Here is a 16,857-nt window from a genome sequence, read left to right as displayed (position 1 = left end):
TTTCGCGGTCAGTCGTACGGTCCGGCCTCCTGGACCCACTTCCGGAAAGCTTCGGCGGGCGGCGCGAGGCGGCGGTCGGTGCGCCAGGTGAGGCCGACGACCCGTTCGGCCCCGTCCGCGGCCAGCGGAACGCCGACCGTGCCGGTGGCGCCGGCGAACTGCTCGGGCACGAGTGCCACGCCCAGCCCCGCGCCGACCAGGCCCTCGACGGTGCCCAGGTCGCCGATCTCGAACGCCACCCGCAACGTCACCCCGGCCGCCGCGAACAGCTCCTCGACCTGCGCGCGGAACCCGAAGCCGGGCGGCACCGTGACGACGTCCTCGCCGGCCACGTCGGACAGCCGGACCGAGCGCCGGCCGGCCAGCCGGTGCCCGGCCGGGACGATCAGGGCCAGGCGCTGCCGCTGCATCACCCGCCAGCCGTACGGGCCGTCCGGTCGCGGCGAGGTGAGGGCCAGCTCGGCCGCGCCGGTGGTCAGGTCGCGCAGGATCTCGTGGCCCGGCTCCTGCCGCAGCTCGACCCGCAGCCGGGGCGCGCGCAGCCGCACGTCGTGCAGCATGCGCGGCACCAGCGAGGTGGACATCGAGTCGAGGAAGGCGAGCCGGACCGTGCCCGCGTCCGGGTCGAGCACGCTGGCCAGGTCGCGGCGCAGCCGGTCGTGCCGCTCGACGATGTCGCTGGCCGCGGCCAGGGCGAGGTCGCCGAGCGGGTTCGGGTGCACGCCCTTGGCGTCGCGTTCGAACAGCCGGGCGCCGAGCTCCTTCTCCAGCCGGGACAGCAGCCGGGACAGGGTGGGCTGGCTGGTGTGCAGGGCGGCGGCCGCCTCGGTGACGTGTTCGTACTCACCCAGGGCCAGCAGGCTGCGGAAATCCTCGATCTGCACGCCAGGCATCATACGTACGAAGCATGAGGATGACCCGATCAATGCATTGGACGTATATCAGCAGGCGGCGCACGGTGGCCGGATGGGATATCACGCCGGTGAGGCCGGTTACCGCCGCGTCTGCCTCGCCCTGTTCGCCGCCGGGGTGGCCACGTTCGCCCTGCTCTACAGCACCCAGGCGCTGCTGCCCGAGCTGGCCGTCGCCTTCCGGGTCACGCCCGCCCAGAGCGCCTGGTCGCTGTCCGTCGCCACGGTCGGGCTCGGGGTCGCGCTGCTGGTCACCGGCCCGCTGTCGGAGAAGGTGGGCCGCACCCGGCTGATCCACCTGTCGCTGACCCTGTCCGGCCTGGTCGGGCTGGCGTGCGCGGTCGCGCCCGGCTGGCCCGCGCTGCTCGCGCTGCGGCTGCTGCAGGGCGTCGCGCTGGCCGGCCTGCCCGCGGTCGCCACCGTCTACCTGCGCGAGGAACTGCACGCCGACACCCACGCGCGGGCCGCCGGCCTCTACATCGGCGGCACCGCGCTGGGCGGCATGGCGGGGCGGCTGGTCACCGGCGGGATCGCCGAGGCGTACGGGTGGCGGTGGGCGATGGCCGGGGTGGCCCTGCTCGGGTTGCTCTGCGCGGCCGCGGTCGGTGCGCTGCTGCCGCCCTCGCGCAACTTCGCACCCCGCGCGGCCGGCGCCATGACACTGCGCGCGGTCACCGACCCGGCGCTGCTCTCGCTGTACGCGATCGGCGCCTGCGCGATGGGCGCGTTCGTGGCCGTCTACAACGCGATGGGCTTCCGCCTCACCTCGGCGCCGTTCCTGCTCGGCGCGGGCGCGGCCGGCGCGGTCTTCCTGGTCTACCCGGTCGGCACGCTCAGCTCGGCGGTGTCCGGACGGCTCGCCGACCGGTACGGCCGCCGCGCGGTGATGCCGTTCGGCTGCCTGCTCACCGCGGCCGGCCTGCTGCTCACCCTGCCCGACCGGCTCCCGGTCGTGGTGCTCGGACTCGCCGTGATGACCGCCGGTTTCTTCTGCGTGCACGGGGTGGCCAGCGGCTGGGTTCCGGCGCGCGCCCACGCCGGCGGTGTGCCACCGGGCCAGGCCGCGTCGCTCTACCTGTTCGCCTACTACGCCGGCTCGTCGATCTTCGGAAGCCTGTCCGGTACGGCCTGGTCGCTCGGCGGCTGGCCGGCGGTGGTCACGTTGGCCCTGGCCTTCATCGCGATCAGTGGCGCCCTCGCGGCCGGCCTACGGCGAATGCCGGCCCTGACGGCGGAGCCCGCGGCGCCGATGGCGATCCCCGGAAAGCTCGCCGGAAGGTGAGAACCTTGGGCGGTGACCGAGAACCAGCTACGTGCCACCTTCCGCAGCGGCGACAGCGCCACCGTGCGGCGCCTGGCCCAGGCCGAGGTCGAGCGGGCCAGAGCGGCCGGTGACCCGGCCGGCGAGGTCGAGGGGCTGTACGCGATGGCCCGGGTCGCGCTGCGTGGCGACGACCTGTCCCGGGCGGCCGAGCTGGCTCAGGAAGCGCTCGACGTAGCGGTCCGCGCCGGCGACCGGCGCATCGAGGAGCGACCGAGGCACGTGCTCGCCGCGGTGGCCCGGATGTCCGGCGACAACCTCCGGGCCCGCGACCTCTACCTGGCCAACATCGCCCTGAACGAGGAGCTCGGCCGGCCCGAGACGGTCAACTCCGAGTACCACAACCTGGCCTTCGTCGAACTGCACCTCGGGCACCTCGACCGGGCCCGAGAGCTGTTCGCCGAGGGCCGGGCACGCGTCTTCCGCGAGGGCTACCGCGCGTTCATCCCTTACCTGGGGGTCGCCGCGGCCGCGATGGCCACGGCCGACGGCGATGCGGAACAGGCCGCGCGGATGATCGGCTTCACCGACCGCGCCTACGCGGCGATCGGGCAGGTGCCCGACCCGGACGACGCCGGGGAACTGGCGAACGCCCGCACCGCGGCGGAGAAAGCTCTCGGTCCGGACCGCTTCACCGCGGCGTACGAGACCGGCGCGGCGCAGAGCCCGGAGGAGGCGCTCAGGTGAGTGGCACGTCCAGCCGCTTCCGCAGTTCCTCGACCGTGACGCCGAAGGTCTCCCGGACCTTCGCGCTGTCCGGGCCGACGTCGATGATCGCGAGGTCGCTGTAGACGCGGCTGACGCAGCGCAGGCCGGTCAGCGGGTAGGTGCAGGCCGGCACCAGCTTGGGCCGGCCCTTCTTGTCGAACAGCGTCATCATCACGAAGACCTGCTTGGCCCCGATGGCCAGGTCCATCGCCCCGCCGACCGCCGGGATCGCGTCCGGCGCGCCGGTGTGCCAGTTCGCCAGGTCGCCGGCCGCCGACACCTGGAAGGCGCCCAGCACGCAGACGTCGAGGTGGCCTCCGCGCATCATCAGGAACGAATCGGCGTGGTGGAAGTAGGAGGCGCCGGGCAGCTCGGTCACCGGGACCTTGCCGGCGTTGGTCAGGTCGGGGTCGACCTGGTCGCCGGTCGCGGCCGGGCCCATGTTGAGCATGCCGTTCTCGGTGTGCAGCACGATGCCCGCGTCCGCGTCCAGGTGGTCGGCGACCTTGGTGGGCTGGCCGATGCCGAGGTTGACGTAGGAGTGCGGCGGGATGTCGCGGGCGACCACCGCCGCCAGCTCGTCCGGAGTCAGCGACATCAGCGGGCTCCCTGCACGGTGTAGTTGCGGGCCTCGACCCGCACGACGCGGTCGACGAAGATGCCCGGCGTGACGACCGCCTCCGGGTCCAGGCCGCCGGTCGAGACGACCTCGGTGACCTGCACGATCGTCCGGGTGGCGGCGGTCGCCATGACCGGGCCGAAGTTGCGGGCGGTCTTGCGGTAGACCAGGTTGCCCATGCCGTCGGCGCGGTGCGCGCTGATCAGCGCGACGTCGCCCTTGATCGGGTATTCCAGGACGTAGTCGCGGCCGTCGATGGTGCGGGTCTCCTTGCCCTCGGCCAGGGGAGTGCCCACCCCGGTCGGGCAGAAGAACGCGCCGATGCCGGCGCCGGCCGCCCGCATCCGCTCGGCGAGGTTGCCCTGCGGGACGACCTCGAGCTCGATCCGCCCGGCCCGGTACAGCTCGTCGAAGACGTACGAGTCGGACTGCCGGGGAAAGGAGCAGATCACTTTGCGTACGCGTCCGGCCTTGAGCAGCGCGGCCAGGCCGACGTCGCCGTTGCCGGCGTTGTTGCTGACGATGGTGAGGTCGGTGGCGCCTTGCCGGATCAGGCCGTCGATCAGGTCGAACGGCATCCCGGCGAAGCCGAACCCGCCGACCAGTACGGTGCTGCCGTCCTCGATGCCGGCGACCGCCTCGTCGACGCTCTCGGCGATCATCGGCCGGCCTCCAGGTTTTCCAGGACCATGGCCAGGCCCTGACCGACGCCGATGCAGATGGCGGCCACGCCGTACCGCTCGTTGCGCTCGCGGAGCACCTTGGCGAGCGTGCCGAGGATGCGGCCGCCGCTCGCGCCGAGCGGGTGACCGATCGCGATCGCGCCACCCTTGGTGTTGACGATCTCCGGGTCGATGCCCCACGCGTCCACGCAGACCAGCGACTGCACCGCGAACGCCTCGTTCAGCTCGACCGCGCCGACCTGGTCCCAGGTGACACCGGCCCGCTTGAGGGCCCGGTTGGCCGCCTCGACCGGCGCGTAGCCGAACTCCTGCGGGTCGAGCGCGAACGCGCCCCGGCCCCGGATGGCGGCGATCGGTTGCTGCCCGATCACGTCGGCCGCGGCCGCGGAGCCGATCAGCACGGCGGAGGCGCCGTCGCTCAGCGGCGAGGCGTTGCCGGCGGTGATCGTGCCGTCCTTTCGGAAGCTCGGCTTGAGCCCGGCCAGCTTCTCGGGCGACGAGTCCGGGCGAACCCCCTCGTCCCGGGTCAGCCCCTCGACCGGGGCGACCAGGTCGTCGTAGAACCCGTCGCTCCACGCCTTCGCGGCCAGCCGGTGGGAGCGGGCCGCGAACTCGTCCTGCCGGACCCGGCTGATCGCGAACTTCTCCTGCAGCTGTTCGTTGCACTCGCCGAGCGAGACGGTCCACTCCGCGGGCATCCGCGGGTTGACCAGCCGCCAGCCCAGCGTCGTCGACACCGCGGTGAGGTCGCCGGGCGGGAAGCCCTTGGCCGGTTTCGGCAGCACCCAGGGCGCGCGGGTCATCGACTCGACCCCGCCGGCCAGGACGATCTCGGCGTCGCCGGTCTCGATCGCCCGGGAGGCGATCATCGCGGCGTCGAGGCTGGAACCGCACAGCCGGTTGACCGTGGAGCCGGGCACCGTGGTGGGCAGGCCGGCCAGCAGCGCGGCCATCCGGCCGACGTTGCGGTTCTCCTCCCCGGCGCCGTTGGCGTTGCCCCAGATCACCTCGTCGATCGGGGCCGGGGTCTGCGCCAGCAGCGCCGTGATGACGTGGGCTGCCAGGTCATCGGGCCGCACCCCGGCGAGAGCGCCGTTGAACCGGCCGAACGGGGTGCGGGTCGCCGCATAGACGTAAGCAGTCATGCTGCCAACGGTAGGCCCTTGTCTTGAGACGCTGAAGTATCCATATCTCGTACGATTGAGACGTGGAGAGTCTCAGTCAGCTGCGGTACTTCCTCACGGTCGCCGACGAGCTGCACTTCGGGCGGGCCGCCGCCCGGCTGAACATGGCCCAGCCACCGCTGTCCCAGGCCATCCGGCGACTCGAAGCCGCCCTGAACGTCGAGCTGCTGCACCGCACCACCCGCCGGGTCGAGCTGACCGACGCCGGTCGTGCCTACCAGGCCCGCGTTCGCGCGATCCTGGCCGACCTCGACGACGCCGGGCACGAGGCCCGCCGGGTCGCCGCCGGCGCGGTCGGCCACCTGGCGATCGGCTGCGTCGGGTCGGTGACCTACAGCCTGCTGCCGGCCCTCTCCCGGCACCTGGCCGTCGAGCTGCCCGGCGTCGACTTCTCGTTCCGCGGCGAGATGCTCGCCCCCGACCAGATCGAGGCGCTGCGCTCCGGCGAGATCGACCTGGCCCTGCTGCGCCCGCCGGTCGCCGACCCGTCCCTGACCGTCACCCCGCTGCGCCGGGACCGCCTGGTCGTCGCTGTCCCGGCCGGTCATCCGTTGGCCGCACGTCCGGACGTGCGGATCACCGACCTGCGGGACGCCGCGCTGATCGTGCACTCGGCCGACCGCCGCTCGGTGATGTACGGCCTGGTGCTCGGCCTGTTCCGGGACGCCGGCCTCGATCCCCGCATCCGGCACGAGGTCGGCGAGACCTCCACCCTGATCACCCTGGTCGCCGGGGGACTGGGCGTGGCGGTCGTGCCCGAGCCGGTCACCGCGCTCGCCCTCGACGGCGTCGCCTACCGCCCGCTGGCCCATCCGGACGCCGGGATCGAGCTCGCCCTGGCCCACCGCGCCGAGCGCGCCGAGCCGCACCTGACCCGGACGATCGCGCTCATCCGCGAGCTCGCGGGCTGAGGGTTCAGCTCGGTTTCAAGTTCGGAGCGGAATTTCGCTCAACTGCCCGTCACCGCTGCCGACCTGCTGGCCGACCCGCCGTCCGATCTTCAGCGAAGGGCCACCGTTGCGACTCCCCCGAATCGTGGCAGTCGGCATGACCGCCGCCGTGCTCTGCGGCAGCCTCACCGGCTGCAGCAACCTCAAAGAGCTCACCAGCAGCAGCAAACCACTGGTCCATGCCGGCGCGACCCCCAAGCCGTCCGCCACGCCCTCGGCCTCGCCGAGCGCCGTCCCGGTCGTGCTGGCGACCCGAGCCAGCGGCCCGCTGGACACCGGCACGGTGACCCACCGTCTGAAACAGGGCAACTTCACGGTCCAGCTGACCTACTGGACCTCCGACAACGCCAAGCTCTACACGGCCGCGTCGCTCAAGACCATCAACGTCGCGGCCCACATCGAGGACGCCGACAGCACCCACCAGGTGATCATCTCCAGTTTTCAGGTGATCCAGGACGACGGCACCAAGCGCTCGGTGGTCGACACCGACACCGGCAAGTTCGACGTCACCCCGCCGTATCCCTACAACACCGTGGTGACGGTGCCGGCGGCAACGACCGGAGCAACGAAGCTCACCTTGACCATCCAGGTGGACCTCCTCGTGGAGACCGCCCCGAAGTCGAACAGCTACTACCGCTCCACCGCTCTGGACACGTTGACCTTGCCGCTGCTGACGAATGGTGCCACCGAATGACCGAGTCAAGCCCCGGCCTGCGCCGGGCCACCGACCGCCAGATCCTGCTGCCGCGCAGCGACAAGGCCGGGCCGCTGGCGCTGCCGCCGGCCGTACCGCAGTTGCACGAGCTGGAGGCCGTCGAGGCGGTGTCCGGCGAGATCGCCTCGAGCGCGAGCAGCAACACGCCCCGGCACGCCACCATCAGCTGCATCATTCCCTGCTACAACGAGCAGGACACGATCGCCGAGGTGCTCAAGAGCATCCTCGCCCAGACCCGGCTGCCGGACGTCATCCACGTCATCATCAACAACACCGACGACGACACCCCGGAGATCGCGCGCAGCTTCGCCGGCCGGCACAGCCGCAAGGTCAAGGGCACCGAGTTCGTCACCACCGTCCACGTGCACGACATGGGCGTGAACCCCGACAAGAAGGTCGGGGCGCTGAACTACGGCTACTTCCTGTCCCGCGGCTTCGACTACATCCTCGGCGTCGACGGCGACACGACCCTGTCCCGGGACACCGTGGAGCGGCTCGAACTGGAGATGACCGACGACCCGCGGATCGGCGGGCTGAGCGCCATCTACAGCATCGACAAGAGCCGGTTCAGGGGCACCATGGCGCGCTTCCTGATCGCCGGCCAGCGGGCCCAGTTCGCCGCCTTCAACATGGACAACCTGCTGCGCGGCCGTAACATGGCCGTGCTCGGCGGCCAGTGCAGCCTGTTCAACATGCGGGCGCTGGAAACCGTGATGATCCGGCACCACCAGCAGGCGCCGTGGGTGCGGGACAGCGAGGTCGAGGACAGCAAGCTGTCCCTGCAGATCAAGGACGCCGGCTACAGCACCAAGATCAGCGCTTCGGCCCGGGCGTACGTCGGCCCGATGACCAACCTGCGCGCGCTGCACGGCCAGCAGGTCAAGTGGAACTTCGGCGCCATCGACCTGTTCTGGCCCGGCCAGCGCGGCGACAACAAGGGCCAGCCGATGCACCCCAACCTGCGGCTGCGGTGGTACGAGAACATCTCGATGGGCTTCAACATCGCGTCCCGGCTGGGCTTCATGCTCCTGCTGGTGGCGGCGCTGTCGATCCACGCGTTCGTGTTCAACCCGATCTGGCTGATTCCGCCGGCCATCGCGATGCTGCTGAACTTCCGGCTCGCCCTGGCGATGAAGGACAAGAGCGCGTCCGACCTGCTGTACGCGTTCCTGATCATCCCGGCCGAGCTGTACATGTGGATCCGGATGGGGCACTTCGTCTCGGCCTGGACGCAGTTCCTCGCGCAGAGCGACAAGGACAACTGGGCCGCCCAGGCGAACGCCGAGAAGGGCAAGGGTTCCGCCTACGTGATGCCGCTGGTGGTGCTGTTCGCCATCCTGGCCGGCGGCATCTACGCCTGGAGCCAGCAGAGCGTCGGCGTCCAGTCCGCAATCCTCTCGCTGGGCTGGCCGATCCTCTACATCGCCACCATCGCCCAGACCGTCTTCATGCTGCGCAAGCTGGTGCGCCGGCACCGCGGCTTCGCCGTCTGAGCGAAGCCAGCGCCCAGCCCCCACCGGATCCGCTCCGGTGGGGGCTGCTTTATGTCTGCGGCGACGCCAAGATATTCGCGTGTCCAGTCTCGCTCTGGTAGTCGCGATCGGTGTCACCATCCTGGTCTGCAACGGCCTGGCCCGCCGGTTCGGGTCGGCACCGCCGGTGCCGCTGCTGCTGGCCGGCATCCTGCTCGGCTTCGTGCCCGCGCTGCGCGCCGTGCACCTGCCGCCCGAGGCGGTGCTGCTGCTGTTCCTGCCGGTCCTGCTCTACTGGGAGGGCTTCACCTCCTCGATCCGGCAGATCCGCCGCGACCTGCGGGTGATCGTGCTGATGAGCACGGTCCTGGTGGTGCTGACCGCGGCCGGCGCGGCCGCCACCGCGCACGCGCTCGGTGTGCCGTGGGGGCCGGCCTGGGTGCTCGGGGCCGCGATCGCGCCGACCGACGCCACCGCCGTCGGGGTGCTGGGCCGGGTGCTGCCGCGCCGGGTCGGCACCATGCTGCGGGCGGAGAGCCTGGTCAACGACGGCACCGCGCTCGTCCTCTACGCGCTCGCGGTGGGCGTCACCCTCGGCGCGGAACATTTCAGCTTCGGCCATCTCGGCCTTCAGTTCCTTCTTTCGTACGGCGGTGGCGTCGCGATCGGCATCGCCGTCACGTGGGTCGTCCTCCAGGTGCGCAAGCGGATCGCCGACCCGTTCCAGCACAACCTCTTCGCCGTCATCACCCCGCTCGCCGCCTACCTGCTCGCCGAGCTGGTCGAGGTGTCCGGCGTACTCGCGGTGGTGGCCAGTGGCCTGTGGGTCGGCCGGGTGTCGCCGCAGGCGTTCCCGGCCTACGCCCGCCAGCAGACCCGCACCGTCATGTCGTTCCTCACCACCCTGGCCAACTCGGCGCTGTTCGTGCTGACCGGGCTGGAGGCGCAGAACGCCGTGCGCGGCCTCAACAGCGTCGGGCTGACCAGTGGCGTACTCATCGCGGCCGGGGTCTGCGCGGTCATCATCGGCGTGCGGTTCGGCTGGCTGTTCACCCTGCCGTACGTGATCCGGACGGTCGACCGCCGCCCGCAGCAGCGCGACCGGCGCCTGGGCGCCCGGCCCCGGACGGTGATGGCGTCCGCCGGTTTCCGCGGCGCGGTGTCGATGGCGGCAGCCCTGTCGGTGCCCAACACCCTGGCCTCCGGTGAGCCGTTCCCCGACCGCGACCTGATCATCTTCGTGACCGCCGCGGTGATCGCGGTGACCCTGCTGGTCCAGGCGCCGCTGCTGCCCCGGATCGTGCGCTGGTCCCGGATGGGTGACGACCACGCGGCCGAGTCCGAACGGCACACCGCCGAGGTCGCGGCCACCGAACACGCCCTCAGCGAACTGCCCGCCACCGCCGAGCGCCTCGGCACCGACGCCGAGGTCGCCGAGCAACTGCGGGCCGAGTACGACCGCCGGCTGCACGCCCTCCGCGACGGCGCCGCCGATTGGCAGCAGCAGTACACGGATCTCCAGCTCGCCCTGCTGAGGGACAAGCACGCCACGATCGTGCGGATGCACGACAACGGCGACATCGACGACGAGGTGCTCCGCAGCGTGCAGGACCACCTCGACCTGGAAGAGCTGCAAGAGCTGCGGCACGCCCGGATTAGGCCGGTCGGTCCCCCACCTGCGGGCGACTGACCTGCGGCTTTGCGGTCGGCATCATCGGCCGCATGGTTTCCTGTGACGGCGTCGCCCGCTGATGGGCATGGCGTGGATGATGACGGCCGCCCTCGGCGCGGCGGTCGCGTGGGGGTTCTCCGACTTCCTCGCCGGCCTGCTGGGCCGCCGCCTGCCGGTGATGACGATCCTGATCGGCTCGGAGATCGCCGCCATGCTGCTGGCCCTGACGGTCGCGCTCGCGCGGGGTGCCCCGCCGCGGTGGGACGACCGGCTCTGGCTGGCGGTCCTGGCCGGGCTGATCGGGCTGCCGTCGATGGGCCTGCTCTACCGGGCGATGCGGGACGGCTCACCGGCCGTGGTGGCCCCGGTCGCCGCGATCTCCGCCCTCGTCCCGGTCGGCTGGGGACTGCTGCACGGCGAACGCCTCGGCCTCGGCGCGGCCCTCGGCGTCACGGCCGGGCTGGTCGGCGCCACCATGGCGAGCTGGCCGGTCCCCGACGCGGAACGGCGCCGCACGCAGCGCTCGGCCAACCTGTGCGCGCTCGGCGCCGCGCTCGGCCTCGGCGTCTACTTCGTGCTGCTGCACGAGGCGGGCCGGGCCGACGAGTTCTGGGCGCTGGTCACCGTCCGCGTCGCCGAAGGGGTGATCGCGCTGGTCCTCGCGGTCGCCCTGCACCGCTGCGACCGCACCCTGCTGGGCCTGCCGATCCTGGTGGTCGGAGCATCGGACGCGATGGCCGACGCGGCGTTCATCGCCGGTGCCGCGACCGCGCTGGCCCCCGCCGCCGTGGTGGCGTCGCTGTATCCCGCGGTGACGCTGCTGCTCAATCGCTCGGTGCTGCGCGAGCGGCTGCACGCCGTACACCTCTATGGGGTTTTTGCCGCTCTCCTGGCCGTAGCGTGCCTAGCTCGATGATCTCCGGGAAGGTGTCCACCGCGGCGGTCAGGTAGCGCGGGTCGAACTCGTCGAGGCGGCGCACACCACTCTGCAGGCACGCGACGAACCGGATGCCGGCACCGCCGGCGGCCACCGCGTCACCCGGCGAGTCACCGACGTAGACGCACTGCTCCGGCCGGAACCCGGTCTCGGCGAGCAACTCGTCGAACACCCGCGGATCCGGCTTGCGGAAGCGGGTGTTGCCCTGGTGGTAGGCGCCGGTGATCCGACCGGCCAGCACGTGGTCCGGTTCGAGCAGGTGGCGCACCTCGGCCTCGGTCCGCGAGGTCAGCAGCAGGATCGTGTGCCCGTCCTCGACCAGCCGGTCCAGGGCTTCCAGGTTCTCCGGCGGGATCACGTCGAGCCGGCCGTCGGCCAGGTAGCGCTGGTGCAGCCCCGGGAACAGCTCGGCGAACCGGCCCAGATCCAGCCCGGGGGAGCGGTGCGGCATGGCGTCCAGCAGCGGCTCACCCCAGGTGGCCAGGTGCACCGGCCGCGTCATCGGCGCCCGGCCCATCCGGGCCAGCACCTCGTTCTCCAGCGCGAACGAGGCCGCCTCGGTCATGCAGAGCGTGTCGTCGACGTCGACGATCACCGCGCGGATCATTCGCGTACGTCCGCCGGTCCGCCGTCCGTCGGCAGGCCGGCGGCGAGCCACGCCTCGACCCCGCCGGTCATGTCGGTGGCCCGGTGCAGCCCGATCGCCCGCAGGCTGGCCGCCGCCAGGCTGGAGCTGTAACCCTGCCGGCAGACCACCACGATGTCCCGGTCGTAGGTCGCCTCCGGGATGCGACTGGCCGACCGCGGATCAAGACGCCATTCCAGAACCGTACGGTCGATGACGATCGCACCGGGAAGGTCACCCTGCACCGCACGTTGCCGATCGGTCCGGGTGTCGATCAGCAGCGCCCCACCCCGCACCGCCGCCCACGTCTCGTGCGGATCGAGTCGCCGCACCCCGTCCCGCACCCGTTCCAGCAGAGCATCCACGCCACCGACCATCACCCCACGATCATGCCCGGCGACCGGCCGATCCGGGCACCCTCATGCCATCAGGCGATCTGCCGAAGATCATTGCCATAGTCGAAGACGATCCGCATCCGGGCGCCGCTCTGCCCGGAGGGCGTCTATATGTATTCGGCCGTCGGTGACGGGTCAATGCCGCGACGTGGCGCCCGGCTTCGCAGACGGGTCAATGCCGCGACGTGGCGCCCGGCTTCGCAGATCTTGTGGAGTTGCCGCTCTGTCCGCACGGAAAAGTCCACAAGATCGCGTCTGATCGAGCTGACTGCGTCGGACATAGGCGGTATGTCATGCTCTTCTGCCGCTGGGTGGTCCAGGAGGTGGAAGCGCTGCTCATCAGGCGGGACCATGCCCGCGATGCCGGACCGCGTCCCAGTATCCGAGAGCAGCAACCACCATGCAGGAGGTCGATGGCGCCGCACTGGCCGGCGGGCGGGTTGGGTTGCGAGCTTGGGTCGGGCCCGCCCGCAGCCGGCGCGCGGAGGGTGAGTTGCACCTGCCGGGACCGAGTGCCGTAGGACTGAGCCGGCGCGTACGCAAAGATTTGATCTTTCGCGCGAAAGCGTCCTTGCGATGGTGGTTGCCGGGAGCTTCAGCGGCGGGCCAGGCGGCGCTCGCCGGCGGTGCCGGTCTGGTACGGCACGCTGTAGTGCGCGAAGACCCGGGGCTCGTCGGCCGCCGTCAGCTCGCCGTCCACGTCGATGGCCGGGGCGTCACCGACGAGTTTCTTGTCGTAGCGGACGCGCACCGCGCCCGGGGTGACCGTGGCGCCGGCCAGCGGCACGAAGACCAGCCGGTGCCGGCCGATCATGCCGATTCGCACGGTCGCGAAGGCCGGCTCGTCGGTCGAGGTGTCGACGTAGACCGCCTCCAGGTCACCGATCTTGGCGCCGTCCGGATCGATGACTTTCTCGCCTCGCCAGTCACGCAGGTTTTCGGCAGGGAACATGCACGTCAGGTGCCCGCACGGGGGTGGCCGGAAACGTGTTCGTCCAGCCATTGCCGAAGTGGGCGACCGGCACGGAAGAAGGTGACGATCCGCTTCTGGGCGGCCGCGGTGCCGAGCCAGGCCGCCGGCGGCCACTCCGTCCAGGTGGTCAGCCCTTTGTGCCGCAGCAGCTCGATCCGGGGATGATCCTTCGGGAAGCCGCGCGGTGCCGTCTTGAGGCTGCCGTGCCCGACCACCCCGATCTTGGCGGCCTCGATGTCCGCGATCAGCGCGGCCAGCTGCGCCCCGGTCCGGTCGTCGGCGACCGCCCGGCGGTAACGGTCGAGCTGGTCGGGTTCCAGCTGGTACATCCCCGAGCCGGCCGCGAGCCCGTCCGCCGACAGCTGGATGTACCCGCCGAAGGACAGCCACGCCCCGAGGTGGGTCTTGTAGGGCGTCTTGTCCTTACTGAACCTAACGTCCCGGTACGGCCGGAAGATCTTGCCCGGCCCGAACTCCGGCTCCAGCGCGGCGAGCAGCTCCTCCATCGGCCCGCGCACCTGCTCCTCGTAGAAGGCCTGGTGCGCGGTCCAGTACGTCTTCGAATTGTCGGCGCAGAGTCCCTCGTAGAACTCCAGCGCCTCACTCGGCCAGCCCCGGAACGTCACGCGCCGAGTCTAGAAGAGATATCAGGCGGGCCAGGTCGCGGCGCCGGGCGTCGGCGGCCCAGACCGCCCAGGTACGCCGGACCAGCGGCGCGCCGATGAGCGCGGCCCACACCACTCCGTCGGGGAGCGGCTGGGTCCAGTGCTCGGGGGCGAAGGCGAACGCCTGCCCCGCGCTGACCGCCGCGAACTTGACCTCGGCGATCAGCGACTGCCCGGGCGCGGCGGCGGGGCCGGGTGTCAGGCCGTGGCTGTGCAGCACCGCGACGATCTCGTCGAACCAGGCCGGGCTGTCGGCCCGCGGGAATCCCACCCAGTCGAGACCGGCAAGCGTCTCCAGCCGTACGCCGGCCGGCCCCGGCACCTCCCCGCCCGAGGCCAGCAGGACCCCGAGCCGTTCCTCGACCACCACCGTCGCGTCCAGCTCCCGGTCGGCCGGGCGGGTGCGCAGCAGGCCCACCTCCAGCTCGCCGTCGCGCAGCGCGTCGAGCTGGGCGGCCGAGGACAGATGGCGGACCACCACCCGGGTGCCCGGATGGGTCCGGGCCAGCGCCTGCAGCGCGTCCGGCAGCAGGTCCGGCGGCAGTTCCAGCGGCATCCCGACGCGCAGCACGGTGTCGCCCGCGGCGGCGAACCGGCCGACCGCGGCGAGCGCCTGGTCGTACCGGGCCAGCACCGCCCGAGCCTCGCCGGCCAGCACCGTCCCGGCCTCGGTGAGCCGGACCCCGGTGCTGCTGCGCACGAACAGCTCGACACCCACCTGCTGCTCCAGGGCCGCGATCGTCTGCGAGACGGCGGGCTGACTCACCCGCAGCCGCCGGGCCGCCGCCGACACCCCGCCCTCGTCCGCGACCGCGAGAAAGGCTCGAAACTCCCGTAGATCCACGGGTCCATCGCACCACGCGGCCCGCGATGACGAGCCATAAGGAGGCCTTATCGCGGCCGGGATGGCCGGGCCGGCACCGGTGGCTTACACCTGCCGGAACCCCCGCCCGGGGGTCGACGGAACGGAAAAGGTGAATGGTCATGGCAACAGAACTCGCCGGCCGGACGGCTCTGGTCACCGGCGGTACCAGCGGCATCGGCCGGGCCACCGCGGCGGCGCTGGCCGCTCTGGGCGCCACGGTGGTGGTGTCCGGCCGGGACGCCGCCCGCGGCGAGGAGACGGTCCGGCGGATCGAGCAGGCCGGCGGGGTCGCGCACTTCGTCGCGGCGGACCTGCGCGACGAGGCGTCCGCGCGGGCACTGGCGGCCCGTGCCACGGAACTCGCCGGACCGGTCGACATCCTGGTCAACAGTGCGGGCATCTTCCCGTTCGGACCCACCGAGAAGACCACCCAGGAGCAGTTCGACGAGGTGTACGCCGTGAACGTCCGGGCGCCGTACTTCCTGGTCGCCGAACTGGCCCCGGCGATGGCGAGCCGTGGCCACGGCGCGATCGTCAACGTCACCACGATGGTGGCCGAGTTCGGTGCCGCCGGCATGGGCCTCTACGGTTCGACCAAGGCCGCGATGGTCCTGCTCACCAAGTCATGGGCGGCCGAGTACGGCCCCAGTGGCGTACGGGTGAACGCGGTCAGCCCCGGCCCCACCCGTACCGAAGGAACCGCCGCCATGGGTGCGGCTCTCGACCAGCTGGCCGCGGCCGGCCCGGCCGGGCGGCCCGGCACCGCCGAGGAGATCGCGGCGGCGATCGTTTTCCTGACCACCGGCGCGGCGTCGTTCGTGCACGGCGCCATCCTGCCGGCGGACGGCGGTCGCATCGCCGTCTGACGCCGGTGCCGGTGCCGGTGCCGTCAGACGACGGCGCCGGCGCGGGCGTACTCGTCGCGCAGGTCGGCCGCGGTGGTCGCCCGGTCGAAGAGCCAGCCCTGGCCGAGGTCGACGCCCAGGCCGGCCAGGGCGTCCGCGTCCGTCTCGGTCTCGATGCCCTCGGCCACGGTCTTGGCGCCGACCGCGCCGGCCAGCTGGACCAGCGACCGCACCACGACGGCGAGCACCGGATCGCCGGCGACTCCGGCGACGATGCTGCGGTCGAGCTTGATGACGTCGGGCGCGGTGGCGACGATATGCCGCAACGAGGAGAAACCGGCTCCGGCGTCGTCGATCGCGAGGCGCATGCCCCGCGCTCGCAGCGGCGCCAGCACGGCCCGCAGGTGGTCGTAGTCGTCGATCGGGTCGTGCTCGGACAGTTCCAGCACGACCCGGTCGAGCGGCAGCCCGGCCAGGAACTCCACGCCTTCGGGGGTGAAGAGAGTAGCGGGGGAGATGTTCATGGCGATGTACCCGGAGACGTCCGGCAGGTAGGCCGCGGCCCCGCGCAGGGCCGCGATCTCCAGACTCTCCCGCTCGCCGATCAGGGCCGCCTCGGCGAAGCACTCGTCCGGCGGCCGGTTCCACTCCTGCGGGAACCGGCTGAGCGCTTCGGTCCCCACCCGGCGGCCGTTCGCCAGATCGACGATCGGCTGCAACAGCACCACCGGGCCGCCGCGGTCGAGGATGGGCCGCAGCCGGCTGGTGATCCCGGCGTGCCGGCGTTCCCGCGCCACCTCCGGTTCGATGATCAGGGCAGCGGCGTGCGCCAGCACCGTCATCAGAGCCCGGTCACGCTCGGTGAGCTGCGGGTCGGCGGCGAAACCGGCACCGCAGAACGTGCCGTAGACGGTGCCGTCGTGCAGTTGGACCGGAACCGAGATGAAGCTGCGGATCCCCTGCTCGACGGCGGGGAGCCGCATCGCCGCCGGGAACCGGGTGACGTCCGGGATCACCGGCGGCAGCTCGCCGTCCATGATCGCTTGGCAGAACGAGGTCTCCTGCACCTGCGTCATGCCGTCCGGCAACGGCAGGTCGGACTCGACCACTTCCAGGTGCTGGACAGTCCCGTCCATCCGGCTCAGGAACGCCATACCCAGCCCGAGCGACTCCCGGGCGGTCCGCAGGAGTTCGGCCACCTGCCGGGCCGCTGCACTGCGTTCCGGCATCGACGACTCCTCGTTAGGCACGGCCTCCTATCGGTGCCCGGGGCGCCCGGTTGAGAGATCCAGACGCCGAGAATCAAACCCTTTTCCG

At 71.8% G+C, this 16,857-nt stretch carries 18 protein-coding genes; 8 read left to right on the top strand and 10 right to left on the bottom strand.

The genetic code is table 11. The annotated features are described in order from the left end of the window. Positions 1 to 8 precede the first annotated feature (8 nt). Positions 9 to 893 carry a LysR family transcriptional regulator gene (locus Ato02nite_RS00745; protein WP_246605944.1) on the bottom strand — a complete coding sequence of 295 codons (885 nt, stop codon included), beginning with the start codon at positions 891 to 893 and terminating at the stop codon, positions 9 to 11. A gap of 73 nt (positions 894 to 966) precedes the next feature. Between Ato02nite_RS00745 and Ato02nite_RS00740 the strand changes: the two genes are divergently transcribed. Together Ato02nite_RS00740 and Ato02nite_RS00735 are read left to right on the top strand one after the other, a co-directional pair. Then, positions 967 to 2,193 carry an MFS transporter gene (locus tag Ato02nite_RS00740; protein WP_213004343.1) on the top strand — a complete coding sequence of 409 codons (1,227 nt, stop codon included), beginning with the start codon at positions 967 to 969 and terminating at the stop codon, positions 2,191 to 2,193. Positions 2,194 to 2,205: 12 nt separating this feature from the next. Next, entirely contained in the window at positions 2,206 to 2,919 is a 714-nt protein-coding gene (locus tag Ato02nite_RS00735) for a tetratricopeptide repeat protein (RefSeq protein WP_213004342.1), read from the top strand. Here the strand turns inward: Ato02nite_RS00735 and Ato02nite_RS00730 are convergent. Genes Ato02nite_RS00730 through Ato02nite_RS00720 form a run of 3 tightly spaced genes read right to left on the bottom strand, consistent with a single transcriptional unit; the run spans position 2,912 to position 5,387 of the window. Then, positions 2,912 to 3,538 (bottom strand): 3-oxoacid CoA-transferase subunit B, encoded by a 627-nt coding sequence (locus Ato02nite_RS00730; protein ID WP_213004341.1) that lies wholly within the window; start codon positions 3,536 to 3,538, stop codon positions 2,912 to 2,914. The two genes, Ato02nite_RS00735 and Ato02nite_RS00730, sit on opposite strands and share 8 nt — an antisense overlap. Then, positions 3,538 to 4,221 carry a 3-oxoacid CoA-transferase subunit A gene (locus Ato02nite_RS00725; protein WP_213004340.1) on the bottom strand — a complete coding sequence of 228 codons (684 nt, stop codon included), beginning with the start codon at positions 4,219 to 4,221 and terminating at the stop codon, positions 3,538 to 3,540. The genes Ato02nite_RS00730 and Ato02nite_RS00725 overlap by 1 nt, the downstream gene beginning before the upstream one ends. Next, positions 4,218 to 5,387, bottom strand: coding sequence for a thiolase family protein (locus Ato02nite_RS00720; protein WP_213004339.1), 1,170 nt, complete (start codon positions 5,385 to 5,387; stop codon positions 4,218 to 4,220). Before Ato02nite_RS00720 ends, Ato02nite_RS00725 begins: the two co-directional genes overlap by 4 nt. Before the next feature lie 62 nt (positions 5,388 to 5,449). On the opposite strand from Ato02nite_RS00720, the gene Ato02nite_RS00715 reads away from it, so the two are divergent. From Ato02nite_RS00715 to Ato02nite_RS00695, 5 genes are all read left to right on the top strand, one after another. Beyond that, a complete protein-coding gene (locus Ato02nite_RS00715) occupies positions 5,450 to 6,337 on the top strand; it encodes a LysR family transcriptional regulator (protein ID WP_213004338.1) in 888 nt (295 codons plus the stop codon). Between the two features lie 136 nt (positions 6,338 to 6,473). Then, positions 6,474 to 7,070, top strand: coding sequence for a hypothetical protein (locus Ato02nite_RS00710; protein ID WP_213004337.1), 597 nt, complete (start codon positions 6,474 to 6,476; stop codon positions 7,068 to 7,070). Next, positions 7,067 to 8,584 carry a glycosyltransferase family 2 protein gene (locus Ato02nite_RS00705; RefSeq protein ID WP_213004336.1) on the top strand — a complete coding sequence of 506 codons (1,518 nt, stop codon included), beginning with the start codon at positions 7,067 to 7,069 and terminating at the stop codon, positions 8,582 to 8,584. The genes Ato02nite_RS00710 and Ato02nite_RS00705 overlap by 4 nt, the downstream gene beginning before the upstream one ends. Before the next feature lie 79 nt (positions 8,585 to 8,663). Further along, positions 8,664 to 10,253 carry a Na+/H+ antiporter gene (locus tag Ato02nite_RS00700; protein ID WP_213004335.1) on the top strand — a complete coding sequence of 530 codons (1,590 nt, stop codon included), beginning with the start codon at positions 8,664 to 8,666 and terminating at the stop codon, positions 10,251 to 10,253. A 67-nt stretch (positions 10,254 to 10,320) separates the two neighbouring features. Further along, entirely contained in the window at positions 10,321 to 11,151 is an 831-nt protein-coding gene (locus Ato02nite_RS00695; RefSeq protein ID WP_213004334.1) for an EamA family transporter, read from the top strand. On the opposite strand, the gene Ato02nite_RS00690 is transcribed toward Ato02nite_RS00695, so the two are convergent. The 5 genes from Ato02nite_RS00690 to Ato02nite_RS00670 form a co-directional block, all read right to left on the bottom strand. Further along, the gene (locus Ato02nite_RS00690; RefSeq protein ID WP_246605927.1) at positions 11,060 to 11,767 is read right to left on the bottom strand and encodes an HAD family hydrolase; all 708 of its coding nucleotides are present in this window, start codon (positions 11,765 to 11,767) and stop codon (positions 11,060 to 11,062) included. The genes Ato02nite_RS00695 and Ato02nite_RS00690 overlap by 92 nt on opposite strands. A gap of 8 nt (positions 11,768 to 11,775) precedes the next feature. Further along, positions 11,776 to 12,174, bottom strand: coding sequence for a rhodanese-like domain-containing protein (locus tag Ato02nite_RS00685; RefSeq protein ID WP_213004412.1), 399 nt, complete (start codon positions 12,172 to 12,174; stop codon positions 11,776 to 11,778). A 613-nt stretch (positions 12,175 to 12,787) separates the two neighbouring features. Continuing rightward, positions 12,788 to 13,144, bottom strand: a complete 357-nt coding sequence (locus Ato02nite_RS00680) for a PRC-barrel domain-containing protein (RefSeq protein WP_213004332.1) — start codon at positions 13,142 to 13,144, stop codon at positions 12,788 to 12,790. A gap of 5 nt (positions 13,145 to 13,149) precedes the next feature. Next, positions 13,150 to 13,791: a DUF2461 domain-containing protein gene (locus Ato02nite_RS00675; RefSeq protein ID WP_213004331.1), complete on the bottom strand. Its 642-nt coding sequence runs from the start codon at positions 13,789 to 13,791 to the stop codon at positions 13,150 to 13,152. Continuing rightward, positions 13,766 to 14,674, bottom strand: a complete 909-nt coding sequence (locus Ato02nite_RS00670) for a LysR family transcriptional regulator (protein ID WP_213004330.1) — start codon at positions 14,672 to 14,674, stop codon at positions 13,766 to 13,768. The genes Ato02nite_RS00675 and Ato02nite_RS00670 overlap by 26 nt, the downstream gene beginning before the upstream one ends. Before the next feature lie 140 nt (positions 14,675 to 14,814). Between Ato02nite_RS00670 and Ato02nite_RS00665 the strand changes: the two genes are divergently transcribed. Further along, positions 14,815 to 15,561, top strand: coding sequence for an SDR family NAD(P)-dependent oxidoreductase (locus Ato02nite_RS00665; RefSeq protein ID WP_213004329.1), 747 nt, complete (start codon positions 14,815 to 14,817; stop codon positions 15,559 to 15,561). A 23-nt stretch (positions 15,562 to 15,584) separates the two neighbouring features. Here Ato02nite_RS00665 and Ato02nite_RS00660 read toward each other — a convergent pair whose 3' ends face one another. Further along, positions 15,585 to 16,769: a sensor domain-containing phosphodiesterase gene (locus tag Ato02nite_RS00660; protein ID WP_213004328.1), complete on the bottom strand. Its 1,185-nt coding sequence runs from the start codon at positions 16,767 to 16,769 to the stop codon at positions 15,585 to 15,587. Positions 16,770 to 16,857 lie beyond the last annotated feature (88 nt).

It is taken from the genome of Paractinoplanes toevensis, assembly GCF_018332695.1.
Lineage (GTDB): Bacteria > Actinomycetota > Actinomycetes > Mycobacteriales > Micromonosporaceae > Actinoplanes > Actinoplanes toevensis.
Note: the sequence above shows the minus strand (reverse complement) of the source record. Positions and strands in the feature narration are given on the sequence as shown.

Coding starts and splice junctions, on each gene's coding strand:
- Ato02nite_RS00745 (WP_246605944.1), bottom strand. CDS start 893: ATGCCTGGCGTGCAGATCGAGGATTTCCGCAGCCTGCTGGCCCTGGGT.
- Ato02nite_RS00740 (WP_213004343.1), top strand. CDS start 967: ATGGGATATCACGCCGGTGAGGCCGGTTACCGCCGCGTCTGCCTCGCC.
- Ato02nite_RS00730 (WP_213004341.1), bottom strand. CDS start 3,538: ATGTCGCTGACTCCGGACGAGCTGGCGGCGGTGGTCGCCCGCGACATC.
- Ato02nite_RS00725 (WP_213004340.1), bottom strand. CDS start 4,221: ATGATCGCCGAGAGCGTCGACGAGGCGGTCGCCGGCATCGAGGACGGC.
- Ato02nite_RS00720 (WP_213004339.1), bottom strand. CDS start 5,387: ATGACTGCTTACGTCTATGCGGCGACCCGCACCCCGTTCGGCCGGTTC.
- Ato02nite_RS00710 (WP_213004337.1), top strand. CDS start 6,474: ATGACCGCCGCCGTGCTCTGCGGCAGCCTCACCGGCTGCAGCAACCTC.
- Ato02nite_RS00705 (WP_213004336.1), top strand. CDS start 7,067: ATGACCGAGTCAAGCCCCGGCCTGCGCCGGGCCACCGACCGCCAGATC.
- Ato02nite_RS00695 (WP_213004334.1), top strand. CDS start 10,321: ATGGCGTGGATGATGACGGCCGCCCTCGGCGCGGCGGTCGCGTGGGGG.
- Ato02nite_RS00685 (WP_213004412.1), bottom strand. CDS start 12,174: ATGGTCGGTGGCGTGGATGCTCTGCTGGAACGGGTGCGGGACGGGGTG.
- Ato02nite_RS00680 (WP_213004332.1), bottom strand. CDS start 13,144: ATGTTCCCTGCCGAAAACCTGCGTGACTGGCGAGGCGAGAAAGTCATC.
- Ato02nite_RS00665 (WP_213004329.1), top strand. CDS start 14,815: ATGGCAACAGAACTCGCCGGCCGGACGGCTCTGGTCACCGGCGGTACC.
- Ato02nite_RS00660 (WP_213004328.1), bottom strand. CDS start 16,769: ATGCCGGAACGCAGTGCAGCGGCCCGGCAGGTGGCCGAACTCCTGCGG.